The organism is Bacillus sp. AFS017336, assembly GCF_002555445.1.
Taxonomy (GTDB): Bacteria; Bacillota; Bacilli; order Bacillales; family Bacillaceae_G; genus Gottfriedia.
The window spans coordinates 106250-124472 of sequence record NZ_NUCO01000015.1 but is presented as its reverse complement, the minus strand read 5'-3'; the positions used below and the strand labels follow the sequence as shown (position 1 = coordinate 124472).

At 32.9% G+C, this 18223-nt stretch carries 19 protein-coding genes and 1 other annotated feature; of the genes, 5 read left to right on the top strand and 14 right to left on the bottom strand.

The features are described from left to right. Nucleotides 1–18: 18 nt before the first annotated feature. On the bottom strand, nucleotides 19–978 hold the full coding sequence (locus CN601_RS07700) for an acetamidase/formamidase family protein (protein WP_098170693.1): 960 nt from the start codon (nucleotides 976–978) through the stop codon (nucleotides 19–21). Between the two features lie 233 nt (nucleotides 979–1211). On the opposite strand from CN601_RS07700, the gene CN601_RS07695 reads away from it, so the two are divergent. Then, nucleotides 1212–1601: a rhodanese-like domain-containing protein gene (locus tag CN601_RS07695; RefSeq protein WP_098119453.1), complete on the top strand. Its 390-nt coding sequence runs from the start codon at nucleotides 1212–1214 to the stop codon at nucleotides 1599–1601. 114 nt (nucleotides 1602–1715) lie between these two features. On the opposite strand, the gene ytxJ is transcribed toward CN601_RS07695, so the two are convergent. Beyond that, nucleotides 1716–2045 carry a bacillithiol system redox-active protein YtxJ gene (gene ytxJ, locus CN601_RS07690; RefSeq protein ID WP_098170692.1) on the bottom strand — a complete coding sequence of 110 codons (330 nt, stop codon included), beginning with the start codon at nucleotides 2043–2045 and terminating at the stop codon, nucleotides 1716–1718. Next, nucleotides 2011–2508, bottom strand: coding sequence for a DUF948 domain-containing protein (locus CN601_RS07685; RefSeq protein WP_098119455.1), 498 nt, complete (start codon nucleotides 2506–2508; stop codon nucleotides 2011–2013). The genes ytxJ and CN601_RS07685 overlap by 35 nt, the downstream gene beginning before the upstream one ends. A gap of 198 nt (nucleotides 2509–2706) precedes the next feature. On the opposite strand from CN601_RS07685, the gene CN601_RS07680 reads away from it, so the two are divergent. Beyond that, nucleotides 2707–3822 (top strand): aminopeptidase, encoded by a 1116-nt coding sequence (locus tag CN601_RS07680; protein ID WP_098119456.1) that lies wholly within the window; start codon nucleotides 2707–2709, stop codon nucleotides 3820–3822. A 122-nt stretch (nucleotides 3823–3944) separates the two neighbouring features. Here the strand turns inward: CN601_RS07680 and CN601_RS07675 are convergent, their stop codons facing one another. The 6 genes from CN601_RS07675 to CN601_RS07650 form a co-directional block, all read right to left on the bottom strand. After that, on the bottom strand, nucleotides 3945–5291 hold the full coding sequence (locus CN601_RS07675; protein ID WP_098170691.1) for a GntP family permease: 1347 nt from the start codon (nucleotides 5289–5291) through the stop codon (nucleotides 3945–3947). 19 nt (nucleotides 5292–5310) lie between these two features. Then, a complete protein-coding gene (gene gntK / locus CN601_RS07670; protein WP_098119458.1) occupies nucleotides 5311–6855 on the bottom strand; it encodes a gluconokinase in 1545 nt (514 codons plus the stop codon). After that, entirely contained in the window at nucleotides 6855–7577 is a 723-nt protein-coding gene (locus CN601_RS07665; protein WP_098119459.1) for a GntR family transcriptional regulator, read from the bottom strand. The genes gntK and CN601_RS07665 overlap by 1 nt, the downstream gene beginning before the upstream one ends. 9 nt (nucleotides 7578–7586) lie before the next feature. Continuing rightward, nucleotides 7587–7934 carry a hypothetical protein gene (locus CN601_RS07660; RefSeq protein ID WP_098170690.1) on the bottom strand — a complete coding sequence of 116 codons (348 nt, stop codon included), beginning with the start codon at nucleotides 7932–7934 and terminating at the stop codon, nucleotides 7587–7589. A gap of 27 nt (nucleotides 7935–7961) precedes the next feature. After that, complete coding sequence (locus CN601_RS07655; protein ID WP_098170689.1) at nucleotides 7962–9170, bottom strand: dicarboxylate/amino acid:cation symporter; 1209 nt, start codon at nucleotides 9168–9170, stop codon at nucleotides 7962–7964. 240 nt (nucleotides 9171–9410) lie between these two features. After that, on the bottom strand, nucleotides 9411–9671 hold the full coding sequence (locus tag CN601_RS07650) for a DUF1292 domain-containing protein (RefSeq protein WP_098119462.1): 261 nt from the start codon (nucleotides 9669–9671) through the stop codon (nucleotides 9411–9413). Between the two features lie 315 nt (nucleotides 9672–9986). On the opposite strand from CN601_RS07650, the gene CN601_RS07645 reads away from it, so the two are divergent. Beyond that, nucleotides 9987–10280, top strand: coding sequence for a hypothetical protein (locus tag CN601_RS07645; RefSeq protein WP_098119463.1), 294 nt, complete (start codon nucleotides 9987–9989; stop codon nucleotides 10278–10280). Between the two features lie 472 nt (nucleotides 10281–10752). On the opposite strand, the gene CN601_RS07635 is transcribed toward CN601_RS07645, so the two are convergent. The 4 genes from CN601_RS07635 to CN601_RS07620 all read right to left on the bottom strand — a co-directional run bounded on the left by CN601_RS07635 (nucleotide 10753) and on the right by CN601_RS07620 (nucleotide 14806). Further along, nucleotides 10753–12078: a Na+/H+ antiporter NhaC family protein gene (locus CN601_RS07635; protein WP_098170687.1), complete on the bottom strand. Its 1326-nt coding sequence runs from the start codon at nucleotides 12076–12078 to the stop codon at nucleotides 10753–10755. Between the two features lie 135 nt (nucleotides 12079–12213). Further along, nucleotides 12214–12888 (bottom strand): GNAT family N-acetyltransferase, encoded by a 675-nt coding sequence (locus tag CN601_RS07630; RefSeq protein ID WP_098170686.1) that lies wholly within the window; start codon nucleotides 12886–12888, stop codon nucleotides 12214–12216. A 27-nt stretch (nucleotides 12889–12915) separates the two neighbouring features. Further along, on the bottom strand, nucleotides 12916–13896 hold the full coding sequence (locus tag CN601_RS07625; RefSeq protein ID WP_098170685.1) for an HD domain-containing protein: 981 nt from the start codon (nucleotides 13894–13896) through the stop codon (nucleotides 12916–12918). Between the two features lie 19 nt (nucleotides 13897–13915). Next, complete coding sequence (locus CN601_RS07620) at nucleotides 13916–14806, bottom strand: PhzF family phenazine biosynthesis protein (protein WP_098170684.1); 891 nt, start codon at nucleotides 14804–14806, stop codon at nucleotides 13916–13918. 232 nt (nucleotides 14807–15038) lie between these two features. Between CN601_RS07620 and CN601_RS07615 the strand changes: the two genes are divergently transcribed. Beyond that, the gene (locus CN601_RS07615) at nucleotides 15039–15512 is read left to right on the top strand and encodes a hypothetical protein (RefSeq protein ID WP_098119469.1); all 474 of its coding nucleotides are present in this window, start codon (nucleotides 15039–15041) and stop codon (nucleotides 15510–15512) included. A gap of 51 nt (nucleotides 15513–15563) precedes the next feature. On the opposite strand, the gene metG is transcribed toward CN601_RS07615, so the two are convergent. Further along, nucleotides 15564–17201 (bottom strand): methionine--tRNA ligase, encoded by a 1638-nt coding sequence (gene metG / locus CN601_RS07610; protein WP_098170683.1) that lies wholly within the window; start codon nucleotides 17199–17201, stop codon nucleotides 15564–15566. A 56-nt stretch (nucleotides 17202–17257) separates the two neighbouring features. Continuing rightward, nucleotides 17258–17524, bottom strand: a binding site (T-box leader). A 209-nt stretch (nucleotides 17525–17733) separates the two neighbouring features. On the opposite strand from metG, the gene CN601_RS07605 reads away from it, so the two are divergent. Then, a complete protein-coding gene (locus CN601_RS07605) occupies nucleotides 17734–18207 on the top strand; it encodes a pentapeptide repeat-containing protein (RefSeq protein WP_098170682.1) in 474 nt (157 codons plus the stop codon). The last annotated feature ends 16 nt before the right edge of the window (nucleotides 18208–18223 follow it).

Here is an 18223-nt window from a genome sequence, read left to right as displayed (position 1 = left end):
TACTTACCTCCAATTTAACTATTCATTTTTGTTTATTTCACTGATTTTAATAGTATGAGGTAATACGGCATGAACACCCTTCATATGGTTAACAATTTGAGTAATTCTCAAATCAACACATACGCTAGCTAATGCAACTGCCTCGGTTTTTTCGATTCCATAAAGCTCTTGAATTAACGCGACCATCCCATTTAATGCTGTTACGGTTGCTTTATTTAAATCTTCATCAAATCCAAATGTAATCCACCCTGCTGGAGTATTAGCGCGTGGCATCGTAATGTCCAAATCTTCTCTAACTGTAAGGGTAAGATTTACTTTTTCAAAAGGTGCTTCGATCGCCTGACCTGATACTTCTCCATCACCCTGTGCAGCGTGACCATCACCTGCGGAAAAAAGTGCACCTTCTACAGCGATTGGTAAGTAAAGTATACTTCCTTCTACCAACTCCTTGCAGTCAATATTTCCACCACAATACCTCGGTGGAATTGTTGAATGAACTCCAGTTTCAGAAGGTGCAGTGCCAAGAACACCTAAAAATGGAACTAAAGGCACTGAAACTTCTAGGTCTTTAATTTTTGTCTTTGCTATATTGTTTTCATTATTAATTAACCAATTAAGTGTTACTTCGGGATCTCCAGAGATACCTAATGCATCGTTTTGCCAATTTCCTTTTCCACCAGCACAATTCCATCCGTACCAATCAGCTTTTAATTCATTTATTCTAATTTCAAGTGTCATCCCTGGCTTTGCACCCTCTACATAAAAAGGCCCAATCATAGGGTGACCCCAGTCTTTCTCATTCTCCCGTGACTCGAAACTTACTCTTTCACCATTTTGATTCGTAAAACCCCATCCGATATCAATAGTGTCAAACTCGATTGAATCACCAGAACGAATGATTTGTATAGCCTCATACTCGTTACTATAAGAAGCATGCAAAAGCTGATTAGATGTTTTAAATTTATATGTTTCTGGCATCAATATCCCTTCTTTCAACTTTCTAATTAAATATGTAAAAATAATTTAACTATAACTATTTCTGCAAATAACTTAATTTCCCTTGTTTTGAATTACCTTTCTCTTTTCAATCTCATCTTTGGAATTCGTATAATCCGCTCCCCCAATTTGAATTACACATCCTTTTCATTGTATTGTATAGTTGAGATTTCCAATTTTAGGAATATCCAATTTATTATACTGGAGGAATAAAAATGGCAATTACTTTTAAACAAATGGTTACAGAAGCACGTGAGAATGTACAAGGAATTAGTTCAGCTGATGCTCGTGAAAAAATTAATTCGAATCCAGAGACATTTGTCATTGATGTACAAGATGCTACCGATGCAGGTGCATGTGGTTTAATTCCAAGTAGCATGAATATCTCACTTGGTATGTTACCAATCCGTGCAGACCTAGAGTTACCAGAACACTTACGCGAACCTAAATTAGCAGATCGAAATCGCCCAGTTCTTGTAACATGTGGTGCAGGAGGTCAAGCAGCATTAGGAGCATATTTACTTAAAAAAATGGGTTTCACTGATGTAGCTTATATCGATGGTGGAACTGCAGCGTGGAAAGCTGCTGGATTTGATGTAGAGTAATTTCAAGTTATCCATTCGGTAAAAGTACTGGAGAATTTGTCTAAACTACATATTAAGAGTTCTATTTATAAATAAAAACTGCACCTTAAATTTAAATTTAGGTGCAGTTTTTTGTTATTTTTTTAATAATGCTTTTTCAATTTCATCCTTCTTAATCGAAAAATGAGATGTATTGTAAACTACATTTCCATTTTCAAAAATAAATAATTGAGGTGACTCATGTTTTAAAGCAGTCTTCTCAGATATATAATTTGATAGCTCTCTGTCATCTTGAACTTGTAAATAGTATAGCGGTACACTTTCATACGCTGAAGCAAATGCTAAAAATTCAGTATAAGCTGCATGACTAATCGGGCAAGTTGTACTATGCTTTAAAAACACAAATTTTTCTTCGTTGTTCACTAGCTCATCAAATTGTTGAATCGTTGATATTCGATTTACCATTTTTCTTTTTTCCCTCACGCTTCGTTTTATACTTTTCCCATAAATCCAATGCTGTTGTTCCCCAGTTCATAACTTGGGACATTTTTTCTGTACTAACTTTTACAGTATTTGATACATTATTAGCAGTATCTCGTACTCTTTCGTTCATTTCTGAAATTGTAACTCCAACTTCTTCAACTGACTTAGCTAATACATCAAGGGATTTTGCACGTTCACGCATATCTTTCGTAAGTTCATTAGAATTATTCACAAAAATTTTCGCTTCATTTGCTAAATGATTTGAAGTATGTACTAATTGAACGGCTTCTACACATACATTATGTAAATCTTTTTGTGTCTCAGAAATAGTTGATTCTACTCCTCTAAACACTTTTTCAAGTCGGAATAAAGTACGACTAATAAAAACAACTAAGATCACAAATGCAATCGCTGCAATTAATGCACTAACTGAAATTATACTCATTCGAAAAACCCCTTTCCATCATGGACTTCCATAAATTTCATCACTTATTTCGTATTATACTACAAATTTTACCAAACACTAAACTAGTCGTTAAACAAGTTTTCAAATTCTTTTGTAAAAAAAGAATACTATAGTAAACAAAACTGACTAAATAGTTTACAATAGGTATATAGTTATAATTATTGGAGGGAATTTTCAATGAAAGATCCACGTATTTCAAAATTAGCTAAAAATTTAATCAATTACTCAGTAAAATTACAACCAGGAGAAAAAATCTTAATTGAAAACTTTAAGCTTGAAACTGAATTAGTTACAGCTTTAGTTAAAGAAGCATATGCTGCTGGCGGCTTTCCTTTCGTATCAATTAAAGATCATAAAGTAGATCGCGCATTATTAATGGGTGCTACTGAAGAACACTTTAATAAAGTAGCAGAATACGAAGCAAATGTAATGAAGGATATGGATGCTTATATCGGATTACGTTCAGGTGTTAATATTAACGAACTTTCTGATGTGCCTAGTGAAAAAACGAAAATCCATGGTAAAACTGTAGGTCAAAAAGTACATAGAGAAATTCGAGTTCCAAAAACGAAATGGGTAGTATTACGTTTCCCAACTGATTCAATGGCTCAATCAGCAAAAATGAGTACTGAAGCATTTGAAGATTTCTATTTCAACGTATGTAATTTAGATTACGGTAAAATGGACAAAGCAATGGATGCTTTAGTTGATTTAATGAACCGTACTGATAAAGTACAACTTAAAGGTCCTGGAACTGACCTTACATTCTCAATTAAAGATATCCCAGCCATTAAATGTGCTGGTGAAATGAATATTCCTGATGGTGAAGTATTTACAGCACCAGTTCGTGATTCAGTAAATGGTACACTTTCTTATAACACGCCATCTCCTCAAAATGGTTTTACATTTGAAAATGTTCAACTTAAATTCAAAGATGGTAAAATTGTTGAAGCAACTGCTAATGATACTGAGCGTATCAACAAAATCTTTGATACAGACGAAGGTGCACGCTTTATCGGTGAATTCGCAATTGGTGTAAACCCTTACATCTTACACCCAATGGGAGACATTTTATTCGATGAAAAAATCGATGGAAGCTTCCACTTTACGCCAGGTCAAGCTTATGATGAAGCATACAATGGCAACAACTCAAATATCCACTGGGATATGGTTTGTATCCAACGTCCTGAATACGGCGGAGGAGAAATCTATTTCGACGACGTATTAATCCGTAAAGACGGTCTATTCGTAATCGATGAATTACAAGGATTAAACCCTGAAAATTTAAAATAAGAATTAGTGGCAATCTTAAAAGCCTCTTAATATGCAGAAAATCCACAAGGTTATTTACTTCCCTTGTGGATTTTTTGTATTTTTACTTGAATCAAATTCCTTCTAACTTATCGAAACATACACTAGACGAATAAGCTTAGTAATAAAGTAAAGCCTAATCCGCAGACCGATATGATTGTTTCTAATAATGTCCACGTTGCGAACGTTTCTTTCATACTTAATCCGAAATATTCTTTAAACATCCAGAAACCTGCATCGTTAACATGTGATGCAATTAAGCTACCTGCTCCTGTAGCAAGTACAACTAATGCAAGATTTACATCAGTTGTACCTAGCATTGGAATCACTAATCCAGAAGTAGTTAATGCCGCAACAGTTGCCGATCCTAATGATATTCGTAAAATTGCTGCAATAAGCCAAGCTAGGATAATTGGTGACAAAGATGTTCCTTTGAATAATTCAGCTACATAGTCACCTACGCCACCACTAATTAGAACTTGTTTGAAGGCACCGCCGCCTCCAATAATTAAAAGCATCATACCAATATGTGAAATTGCTGTAGAACAAGAATCCATCACTTCTTTAATAGGTATTTTCCTTGCTAATCCCATTGTATAAATTGCCACTAATAATGAAATCACCATTGCAGGAGATGCATTACCAATAAAGCGAATAATTGCTAGTGCTTTATTATCTTCAAATCCAATTGTTTTTTGAAGTAAAGTAATAATTGTAGCAATTGACATTAAAATTACTGGAAGCATTGCAGTAAATACACTAATTCCAAATCCTGGAGTTTCTTCAAGTTTAAAGACTTTTTGTTCACCTAAAGAAGCAATATTCCCAGTTTTCTCAAATGATGCTGGAACCAATTTTTTAGCAATCTTTGTGAATAAAGGACCAGCGATAAAAACAGTTGGAATGGAAATGATTATTCCGTAAAGTAATACTTCACCAATATTTGCTTTATATTCGCCAGCAATTACAGTCGGACCCGGGTGTGGCGGTAAAAAACCGTGCGTAACTGATAGAGCTGCAGCCATCGGTATTCCAAGATACAATATAGAAACTTTTAATTGTTTTGAAATTGCAAATACGATCGGAATTAATAGTACTAACCCTACTTCGAAAAATAAAGCGATACCAATTATGAATGAAGCAGCAACTACTGCCCACTGAATATTTTTTTCTCCAAATTTATCTACAAGAGTCATTGCAATACGTTGGGCTCCCCCAGAATCTGCAATCAACTTACCAAGCATCGCTCCTAGTCCGAAGATTAATGCTAAATGTCCAAGTGTTCCACCTAATCCAGTTTCAATTGTCGTAACAACATCATCTAACTTCATCCCAAGGGCTAGAGCTACGCCAAATGAAACAATGATTAATGAAACAAATGTATTTAATCTTAAACCCATGATTAAGATCAGTAATGCTACAATTCCTATCCCTACTATAACTAGTGGCATTGTTATTCCCCCAATTAGTCTAATTTTTTTTATTAATTAATCCTCTTTGATAATTAGCAATTTTGCTATAATCTTTTTCTAATACTCTCGATAAGCTAATGAAAATTGGCAATAACTCTCTATATTCTTTTACTGCATCTTCATTAGGTGTGTGTCTGTGGGTATTACCAACCATCTCAGAAACGATTTCAAATGATTCGATTTTGCCAGTTGCATATAAACCTAAAATACAAGCTCCTAGACATGAACTTTCATAGCTTTCTGGTACAAGTACTTCTAAGTCAAAAATATCGGACATCATTTGACGCCATTCATTGGACCTTGCGAATCCACCAGTTGCTTGGATTCGTGACACTGGTCCATCCATACATTCAATTAAAGCTAAAAATACTGTGTATAAATTGTATATAACACCTTCAAGTGCCGCTCGAATCATGTGTTCCTTCTTATGTGCCATCGTTAATCCGAAAAATGAGCCCCGAACGTCAGGATTCCATAATGGTGCACGTTCACCCGCTAAGTATGGATGAAATAACAAACCATCTGCTCCTGGCCTTACACCTTCAGCAATCTTTGTTAATACTTCATATGGATCAATGCCTAGTCTTTTCGCTGTTTCAACCTCTGAAGCCGCAAACTCATCACGAATCCAGCGTAAAACCATTCCACCATTGTTAACTGGTCCACCAATTACCCAATGTTTTTCCGTTAATGCGTAGCAAAATATTCGACCTTTTTCATCAGTTTGTGGACGATCAATAATCGTTCGAATCGCCCCACTTGTCCCAATTGTGACTGCAATTTCTCCTTTTCGAATCGCATTCACCCCAAGATTCGAAAGAACTCCATCACTTGCCCCAATGACAAATGGAGTTTGTGGATCAATCCCCATTTGTTTAGCTAGATTAGGATTACAGTTTGTAAAGATCTCTGTAGTAGGTACTAGTCTAGATAATTGGTCAGGTGTGATTCCTGCGATTTGTAACGCTTCATTATCCCAATCCAGCGTTTTAAGATTCATCATTCCCATAGCTGAGGCAAGAGAATGATCTACAACATATTGGTCAAAGAATTTTTTAAATATATATTCTTTAATCCCAATATATTTTTTCGCTTTGTTAGCGATCTCTGGTCGATCATTTACAATCCACGTAATCTTGCTTAAAGGGGACATCGGGTGAATTGGAGTACCTGTTCGTTTATAAACTTCTAAACCATTTAATTCTTCATTAATTTTCCGTGTCCAAGACTCACTTCGATTATCAGCCCATGTAATACAAGCCGTTAATGGTTGATCATTTTCATCCATAGCAATTAAGCTATGCATTGCACTACTAAAAGAAATAAATAAAATCTCTTTTTGAGGCTGTTGCTTCACTATTCTTGTAATCCCCTGCACCACAGCCGCAAAAATTTCTTCCGGGTCTTGTTCTGCTGTTGAAATATCAGGTGTGTAGAGTGGGTATCCTATATTCTCTTGCTGTATAACTTCGCCAGTTTCACTAAATAAAACGGCTTTTGTGCTTGTGGTACCAATATCTAAACCTAACATATAGCTTGTCATTATTCTTGTACTCCTTTTGAAAGCATTTCTTGAGATTTCCATAAATCCTCTACTTTTCCTTGAACATCATCAAAGTTTTGATGTAAGGATTGAATCATAAGCTCTCTATTCTTTGTATCAATCGCATCGATATATAGCTGATGATTTTCAACGATTCGTGGAAAGTCTTCGTACTGTTCCTTGAAACGTACTCTCATCGATAATAGAATAAACGCTTCCATTACCGGTTTTGCATTATTCCAAATCATCATGATATATGAATGATTAATTGCTCGAATGATTGTTTCATGGAATATTACATCTTGAAGTGAAAACTCATCAGCATCTTGAAATTTAATGGCGATTTTCATCATTTCAAGAATTTTCCTCAGTTCCTTAACCAATTCTTTCGTATCTATTTTTACTAACCGTTCAAATACAAATGTTTCAATAAGTAAACGGACATCATAAATTTCTTCTATTTCTTTTTCAGTTAATCCAACAACAACTGCACCCATTCTCTCTAATCGAATCAAGTTTTCTGTTGCTAGTGTTTTTAAAGCTTCTCTAATTGGAGAACGGCTCACATTAAAATCAGCAGCCAATTTATTTTCCGATAACTTGGTACCGCTTTCAATCAGTCCAGAAATTATCTGCATTCTTAATTCATACGTTACACGATCACCAGCTGAAGCTTTTGATAGCCATTTTGTAGGATATAAACTTTGCTCTAAATCTTTCATTTTTTACCCTCATTCCATACTAGTGTACTTGTATACAAGTATTATATTTTTTTTGAAATAAAAATGCAAGCGCTTTATATTATCTTGAATCTTGTTAAGACTATTTTTACCAAACTTTGGTAAAAGCTGAATAGATGCTATTGGAAAAGCAAACTGCTTTAAAAGGTCACTTGCACTAATTTTTATCTTATCCAAAATAGGAATTTTGTTATGTGAAACGAAAAAAAGCAACTCACTATATTCAGTGAGTTGCCAAAAATAAGTTGCAACTTTTACTTCTCTTACATCCTTTGTAAATAAAGGTACGCCCGTTGTTTTTCTAATCTGATAAAAAGAAAAAAAAGATAATAAGGACATTAACCTTACTATCTTTTCATTGAAACATTATGCGGCTTTTTTGCCATTAGTCAATCTCTCAATTAACATACTAACAGATAAATCGCCTGTTGCATTTAACATAGTTGCAGGTGGATCAATTAGCGCACTAATTGCGGCAAGAATTGGTAAAGATTCGATTGGCAATCCAAATAATGAAAGAATTAACATTTCTCCAATCATTCCACCATTCGGGATTGCTCCCATTACCATACCAACTAATAATGCAATACCGATCGTTACAAGATAAATATTTAATCCTGAAAAATTCATGCCAAATACTCCAAAGGCAAAGGCAATTTTTACTACGCCACCCATAACTGAGCCATCCTTGTGAAGTGCACTAGCTATCGGAATGACAGCTTCACTTACATTTTTAGATACACCCATTTTTTCAGCATTTTCAAAATTTGTTGGAATCGTTGCTGCACTACTACAAGTTCCTAGCGACGTAAATGTTGATGGCCATACATTTTTCCAATAAATTTTAAATCCCTTACTACCACCGGCCATATAAGCAACAATACTATAAAAAATAAAAAAGAATAGAATAGCAGTTACATAATATAAAATAAACACTCTCTTATATGAACCTAGTAATTGCTCGCCATATGTTGGAACAAGATATGCAAAATATGCCCCAAGTCCTAAAGGTGCAAGATACATAATGTAGTTAACCATATTCATGATCACTGTATTACCGCTTGATAATAATTTCTTTACAATATCAGCTTTATCGCCAGCTTTATTTGTAGCTAGTCCAACTAATACAGCAAAAACAATAATTGCTAACATATTACTTCTTGAAAATAAACCAGAGAAATCATTAACTGTAAATGTATTTACAATTTGCTCTGCTACTGATACTTTATCAGCTGCATCTGGCTTAACTAATGGAATATGAACACCATGTGCAGGTGGATAAATTTTCAGTACAACAAGCATGATGATCGCAGCAACAATACCAGTAAATAAAAATACCCCTGACATATTACGAATAATCTTACCGAATCTTTCTCCTCCACCATTTGCAAAACTTGATGCAACTGAGAAAAATACAAGCGGTACAACGACTACGAATAGTAAGTTTAAAAAGAAATCGCCTATTGGTTTAAGGGCAACTCCTGCGCTTGGAAATTTATAACCGATGACTGAACCAATGATGATACAACTTAGTAAAATCAAAGGGAAAGCGTAATTTCTAAATGAAAATCTCATAACTTCCTCCTAAAATAATTGCTATAGCCTAGTATACCGAAAAATTGATAGTTTGTACTCCATAAATTTAATAAATCCTACAAATTACTACATAAACATACAAAAAAGAACACTTAGTATGATTCTACAAGTGTTCTTTTTTATAGGGTTTATGAATTTTAGCGTATTATTCCAAACGAAAAGCAATACAAAATTCACATCCATGTGTAATTAAGTAATTGCCCCCTAATCATGCCCTTATTATCTTAAAACTTCATCAAAAGCAGCAGAAACTTTTTCAAACTCTTCTTCTGTTTCAATGTCATAAAACTCTCCGTCTTCTGCCACTCTTAAAAAGTAAACGTCCATTGCCTCTTCACTTTCTTGTTCAACATCATCTAATAATCCTACAGCTATGTATTCTGATTCTTCAATCGTAATTGAACCTAATACTTCGTAATCTTGCTCGTCTCCTTCTTCATAACTAAGTGTTAGAATTTGACCAACTTCAACTTTTTCCATAATATCTTTACCTCTCTTATTTCAAATTCATTTTACATAAAGTAAATCTTTATGTGTCATAAGTGTATCAGAATGACGCAAAACGTGAAACTTTAAATACACTTAAAGCTTTTCTAAATCCTCACACTTTTAAACCAAGTAATTTTCTTTTACATCATTTCATTGAAAAAAACAAAAAAATTTAAGAATATTTTTACCAAAACAGTAATATGATTTAGAACAAGCTAATGTGATGTTTCTTTAAATTTTATTAAGTTGGACAAGCTCTATGTCTTCAAATAATAGATATTTTCTATATTTAGGGAGGATAACTGAATGTCAAAATTAATAATGATTCAAGAACAAAAAACAACTAAAAAAAATAATGTGAAATTGAAGTCATTCTTTCAACGTTTTACGAAAAAAAAATTAATTGATGAAACACCTTCCCAACTTTTACATAATGAATTACGAAGCTTACAAAGACTATTAGAACTGAAAGAAACCAATTTTATTTATGCCGAAACCGAATACATTGATGTCGCGATTATGGAATTAGAAGCTATTCGTACAAAATATAGCATTACTGTTAGACAATTAAAGGAATTAAATGCGACGAATGTAATATAAAAAAAGGCCGTCCTACTAGTCAGCATAACTGACAAATAGGCGGCTTTTTTCAGATCAAGAAGTGATTTTAGATGTATGGATAAGTGTCATCAATTTAAATTAGGGGTATATTTCAATTCATGTTGAGTTTACGATCACCATTTATAGAGATTTAGTAGTTAGCTTCACTTTTTTAGTCGGTATAGAAAGAAATAGAGGAAACTTATTAAATTCCCATATTTGTGTAGCTATTTTTGAATAATTATTACGGATAAATCCCCTAACCGGTATAGGGATTATCCCATCTAATTTCGTATTCTAGGTAATTTAATTGCAGTTTTACTAATTTTATTTGCAGTTCGGCCATTATTTGCAGTTGCTGACTGCTTAATTGCACTCCAACATTTTTATAAACGTTTCTTCTTTCAATTACACCTATAAATATAAAAATGAGGATGCCCAAAATTGGGACATCCTCATTTTTAACCTTTTATCAAGAACTAGCCTCATACTTAGTTTCATATGTCTTAACTTTTTTAAATAAATTGGTGAAGATCGTTAGACATGGTAATAGCCATAAAAAGATTGCATATGGTAAATACTGATGTAATTTCATATTAATGACAGTACCGCTCATGATCGCAAGAACATTCCAAGGAATCATCGCTGGAAATAATAGAGTCGTGTCTGCCATTAGCCGTGCCAATTCTTCTTTATTATATTTATTTGACCAGTGGCCTAAAAAAGATCGACCCGTTAAAATAATTGGCATCGTTTGGTTTCCTGCAATGACACATATGACGGCTGTTGCGCCAATCGTTTTCAGTGAATCAGATATCATTGAAGTTGAGGTTTGAAGCCATTTATCTAGCATCGGCTGAATAATATTGAGTTCCTCCAATAAAGCATTATAAACTCCTGCTATAGCAATAAATAGTAATAAACTATACATATGACTTAGTCCTCCACCAAGCCCTTCGATCCCTTGCCAAAAAGAATTTACAATTTTACTAAACGAAATTCCATTAAATAATGCTATTAAACTACCTGATAAAATACTAATCACGTAAGAATAAATAATATTAATTCTAAATAAAACGAGTACAACTAATAATATTGGTGGTATAAATTGTATGAACGATACATTCTTATTGCTCACGATTGCATGGTGCGCTTCTGTAATGCCTTTAGCAAATTGTAAATCCATTATGCTAAAAAATAAGATTGTGACAATCACGGCAGTAATTGATGTAAAGAGCATAGCTTTACCTTGTTTTTTTACAGTCGTTTCAAGAATATTTGCTAAAAGTTGATGTGCACTTGAAAATGGTGAAGTTCGATCACCTACAAATGCCCCTGAAATAACCGCCCCTGCTGAAATCTCAACTGGTATATGTAGTAATACCGCACTACTAATAAGTGGCACCCCTAAAGCACTTAATGTTCCAATCGATGATCCTAAAATCATTGAAAAAATCATCGTCGTTAGAAAACAAAACACAAAAAAATGATGTGGATTAATTGCTTGCAATGTAATAGAAACCATTGAAGTAATCGTACCTGATAAATACCAAGAAGGAAGCAAAAAACTAATTAAGAATAAAATAATAAGTACTATTTTAACTTTACCGACTCCTTGATAGCTTAACCTCATTATACGTCTAACTTTATATCCCCTTTTTAAACTTAAAACGAGTAAATAAATTAGCCCAGGTAATATTCCAAATACTAGGGAAATATGTAATACAACGGAACTAATAATTCCAGCTAAAGTTACTAATATTAAAAAACTTGCCTGTTTAACCGAATATTGATCCATTCTTATCCTTCTTTCAAATAAATTTAATACGTATTGTTTACATGTGATTTATTAATTATATAAGCATTCGAATAATAATACACCAAAAAGCACTACTTCATTTTTAAAAGTAATGCTTCAAAACTTATAAACTATTTAACTAAAATGAATATCCGTTCCATAGTGCACTAATTTTAATTTTCTTGCGACTGCTTGTGATGCGTAATTATCCCACGATGTACTATATAATGCTATTCGTCCCTGACTTTGTATGTCCGCAGCCCATGCTTTTGAAACGATTACCCCATATTCTTTTCCACGAAAGTCTTCAAGTGTATATACACTTGCCTCGGAAGCTTCGTCAGTTTGCCTTGCACTGCAGCAAATTGAAACGGCAATATTATTCTCAATAATGGCGTAACAAGGTTCCTTTAATTCTAACTCATCATATGTATAAGGAAAGTTTGGAAGTAAACATTGTTTATTTGAATTGTTAATCTTTACTGTCCTTGGTGATACTTCACTAACTTGTTCAAATACATATGCAGGCCCAATCCATAGATCGTCTATCTGATTGTTTTTACTTAAAATTTGTAGGATATTTACGAAAGGTACACTTGAATTTTCATTTAAGACATTCTCCAATATACTTAGGTCCTCTTCGTTTAGACAATCTAAATACTTGATCACATTCCCTTCCCTTGTACTTCCTATATAAAATCTTGGCGCTATGTCATATGGTGCTTCATTAATATGTGTTATTTTACCTTTTTCATTGTGTTTAAATAATACTTTACTATGCATTTCCATAAGATGTAGCTCAGATTTCAATAGAATTCCCCCTAATTTATCAATTAGTTACTTTATCGGTTTAACTTTTACGAAAGTACCCTTTGCCGATTTTTCAATCGCTTTTGTATTCATTTTTGCAATTTTAGTAGATAAAAGAGAGGATTGTTGGACAGTTTTCCCGTCTAGCGAAACAGTAAGATCAATTATCCTTTTTTTCCCTTTTCTATGTACGTCATAATCTTGTTCATTCTCTTCAAGCTCAACTTTTGCATTTAAACGATCGATTAACGCTAAAATTTCACGATCATTGCTTTCTTGAATTAACTTTATAAACTGCATATCGTCTAATAATAAGTCATCCAAACTAATAATCGCTTTATTTAAAGCAAGCTTTATAATCTTTGCAAGTGAATCGTAAGAATAGATACTGATTGGACCTAAAAAATAATCGATAGCGAGCTTATAGTAAATTTCTGTAAACCACTCTGCCATTTCAATCGAGTTTACACAGATTTCTCCATTTACAATAATTAAAGAATTTAAAAATGCTTCTATTTCATTTTTAGGTGTTCCGAAATAATGATACATATCTCTTAGTGTGTAATCTATTCGATCTGCACATAGCTTTGGTAGCTCTTTTTCAAGTAATTCCCATCTGTCTATGTCAAAAATCACTTGAATATCAATAGCATGCTTTTGGAGTATTGCAGGGATCTCAGAGTTTAAAATGACTTTTTCAAAAATTGTTTCATGATAATTTTCTTCATTTATATCGAAAACAAAATCAATAACATGAGAAAATGCCGTATGGGATACGTCATGTAATAAACCAGCTATTTGTTCCTCTACAGAACCTCCTAGCCTTTTTATTAGTAGCATCACCCCGATTGAATGATCGTACCTAGTACCATTAAAGCGATTATCCAATAAATAAGTAGCGCCAGCTTGATGTATATTCTTTAATCGTTGAATAGGCTTAGTATTTATTAATTCCACAAGTACTTGATCTATTTTGAATTGCCCATAAAGTTCATCATTTAATAACATTCTATTCTCCTTTTCTAGGTTATATTTGAAATTGCATCTCTTTCACGTAAACAGCATCTCCAGTAATTTCTACTTCATAATTCGAATTAACTTTTTTAACTTTTACTTTTATACGTCCGTCTTTCTCGATTTCTGTACCTTGTTCAACGACTAATTCAATTTCATCATTTACACCTTTATTAATATACTTAGCATAATACGCTCCCATAATGCCAGAGGCAGTTCCTGTAACTGGATCTTCCATTGTTCCTGAAAATCCCGAAGAAAAATGACGAGCATGGAAATCTGCATTTGAATCATATGTTTCTAAACAAAAAGGATGTACAGACGCTTTCGGAATTTCACTTAATATACTAGGAAATAATCGATTATTAGGCTTCATTTTATCAAACGAAGACAATTTTTTAATTGGTAAAAGTAGGTTCCAAGCACCCGTGCTTCCATATAAAACTGGTAAACTTAAATCAATTTCCTCTACACTAATACCGATTGAAGATGCTAACTCATCTAAAGATCCATTAAATTCTTCAAACTCTGGAGCTTTTTGTTGCATCGTAATAGAAAATTCACTATTAGACTGACAAATCGTAATTGGTAAAATTCCAGCTCTTGTTTCAATTGTTAATGCATTTTTAAATTCAATTATTCCTTTTGTAACTAGGGCATATATTACAGCCATTGTTCCGTGCCCACATAAATCCATTTCATGGCCCGGCGTAAAATAACGAATTTTAAAATCAGCAACATTCGATTTTAAGAGAAAAGAAGTTTCATTAAACCCTACTTGTTTTGCAATATCTTGCATTTCGCTCTCCGCCAAAAAATCTCCATCTAAAACAACCCCAGCTGGATTTCCTTTATTAGGTATTTTACTAAAGGCATCATAGTGATATACAGTAATGTTTTTCATTTTTCCACCTCAATTAGTTACTATTATTCATTAATTATATATTTTCTGACATCAATCGAAAAATAGAAAGTCCTTTTAAAGAAATATTAGTTGCATGTATGACCTTCGTTTAGTTCAACTGCAAATAAAATAAATTAAAAAGTTGTAAATCTATGATTATAAATTTTCCCAATATTTTTAATGTTAATATTTTGATAAAATGTAATTAGACTTACAACTATTGGAGGAATATATGTCATTATTCATTACAGCTTTCGGTATAAAGTTTCTAGCATGTATTTTGTTTACGCTAATCTGCTTCTTAATTGCATGGCCTGTAGGATTGTATTTTAAATACAAAGATGCTCAAAAAATGAAAGAAGTATTACGCGATCAGCCACTTAATAGACGAAAATACTGGTTAAAGCAATTTTTAAAGTTAAGTTTATCGATTTTGGTTTTTTATGTTGTCTCTTTTATCATTGCACTTTATTTTGAGATGTCTTTCTCATCAACAGCACCATTTGTTGGACTTTTCTCTCTATTAATCATGCTTTATATTAAATTCGCCCCACGCACAACTGGTGAAGTAACACCTGATGTTGATGGTTGGTATAAAACATCTATTATCGTCGACCCTGATGAATATTTTACGTCAACTGGTGCAACAATTATTTTTGGATCATTTATTTTTACTGCTTTTGAATTTATAAGTGTTCTTTATTAAAAACTTTAAATGATTAATCTGGAAGAAGAGCATTACTGCTCTTCTTTTCCTTCATATAGTAGATTCATTTATAAGTCTCTCTAGTTCCTCATCTATTCTGCTAATATCAATTCTTTCAAAAAGAGGTTTCACATCGTTAAGTTTTATTAAATTAGAAGATATTTCATTCCATTCAAAGCTTGGTATATTTAGCATATCTTTTATTTCATTACTAGAAAACGGTAGGAATGGATGCAAAATTTGCGCTAAATTGGTAATTGTATATATACAACTCGCCATTGTATTATGACACTCTACAGGACTCTCTTTGACTTGCTTCCAAGGCTGAGTTTCATCAAAGTATTTGTTTGCAGATCGGATAAACTCAAAAATTTCTTCTAGTGCTTTTTTGAAATTAGTCGCTTCAATATGTGAGCCTACAATCTTGTATAGTCTTGTAATCCCTAAACGAATTGTTTTGTCTATTTCTCCCTCTGGGACTTCTCCATTATAGTATTTTTCAATAAACTTTAATGTGCGGTTTATAAAATTACCATATGCTCCAAGCAATTCACTATTATGACTGTATATGAATTCCCTCCAAGAAAAATCAGTGTCACGATTTTCCGGTGCTTTCATTGTTAAAAAATACCGGATTGAATCTGGGTGATATTTTTGGATTATATCTGGGACCCACACTGCCCAGTTTTTACTAGTAGATAATTTTTTCTTCTCAAGTGTTAGATATTCATTAGAAACGATATGGGTTGGAAGCGCCTCTTTCTTAAGACCAATTAAAATTGATGGCCAAATGATTGTATGGAATGGAATATTGTCTTTTCCGTGAATATAATAAGATCTTGTTTCTTTATTCCAAAAGTTTGCATCAACTTTATTGGTTATACTTGCCCATTGTTTACTTGCTGAATAATATCCAGACACTGCTTCGATCCACACATAAATTTTCTTCTGTTCATATCCTTTAACTGGTACGCTTACCCCGTTTGGTAAATCTCTCGAAACGGCTCGGTCATGGAGTCCTTCGTTTAAATATCGCTCAGTTAATTGGATCGCATTTGAACGCCAGTTTCCGTTTTCTTTAGAAAAATTATAATATTCCTTTAGTTCATTTTGTAATTTGCTTAATGAAAAATAAAAATGCTCAGTCGTTTTAACAGATGGAGGATTGCCACATAATTTGCATGTTTTATTTAATAAATCTAAAGGATCTAAAATCGCAGAGCAAAAATCACACTGATCTCCACGAGCATGCTGACCACAATTTGGACAAGTTCCTTCTACATATCGGTCTGGGAGAAACTGTTGATATTCTTCACAATAGCATTGTTCAATCTCCTTTTTATAAATTAATCCACTTTGCAATAAATTTAGAAAAATGTCTTGAACGGTTGTATGATGATGTTCTGCGTCCGTTCTTGTATAACAATCATAGGTAAATCCCAATGTTCTAAAATTATTTTCGAATTCATTATGGTAACGATCTGCAATTTCTTTATAAGTCACATTTTCTTGTTTTGCTTTAATTGCAATTGGTGTTCCATTACAGTCACTTCCTGAAACATACAACACATTCGCCTTTTTTAATCGATAATATCGAGCTAAAATATCACCTGGTAATAAAGCAGCGATATGACCTAAATGCAAGGAACCATTTGCATAAGGCCAAGCTCCACCAATAAAAATATCCATATATAATTCCTCCTAATGTTTATAAAATACAAAAAACCTCGCCCCTATCTTTAACAGATAAGGACGAGGTTTAAAATCCACGTGGTACCACCTTAGTTCACAACGTATTTGCATACGATTGTCTTTACAAGTACGAGCATAGTTGCTGATACTGTGACTTTGATAACAAGTGCCAACTCTTGTCGTAGCCTACTAGTAATTAGTTTACGTTCAGTACGAAGCTCCGAGGCCATTTTTCAAATGAGTATTCATGCTTCTTTTCAGCTACCAAAGCTCTCTGTAAAAAATAACTTCATTTTATTTTTCCTCTTCATTGCCTATATTTAGATTTTAAAAAGATTTTATATAAAATATATTGAAAAGTCAAACTATTTATAAGGAATGATCAGTTTCTATCTATATCATATTTGATGCAGATTAAAAGTTGATTCATTTACTAAGTTTTTTGTCGAAACAATCATTATTATGTGTGAAGGGATTTTAAAATGAAAGTTAAATATATTCAATAATCAATGTTTTAGGAGGAGAAATCATGTCTAACTGGAAGACTGCATTATTTGAATTACAAAAAACAGATATGTCATTTTCGACGTTTAAAGAGGTAAAAGCTGAGCACTTAGATTTCAATAATGTAAGCTTGGCTAATTCAAAATTTACAAATGCCAATATGAGAAATTTAGAATTGAATGATGTGAATTTATTTGGTACCCAAATATCAGATGTCAATTTATCTAATTCGAAAATACAAAATGGTAATTTAAGAGATTTAGTCATTGATCATGTTCATTTAGCTGGCACAAGCTTTCGTAATATTGTTGTTCCTGAAGATCTTAATCATGATAATCAATCAAATTCTATTAAATTTGAAAAATGCAATCTAACAAATACCCAGTTTACTGACTGTGATTTGAGTAATATCGAAATTAGTAATTGTAAACTGACTGGGATGAAAATAAATGGAATCTTAATTGAAGATTTACTAAATAGTTTTAGCGAAAGAAAATAATTTTTTCTATATTAAA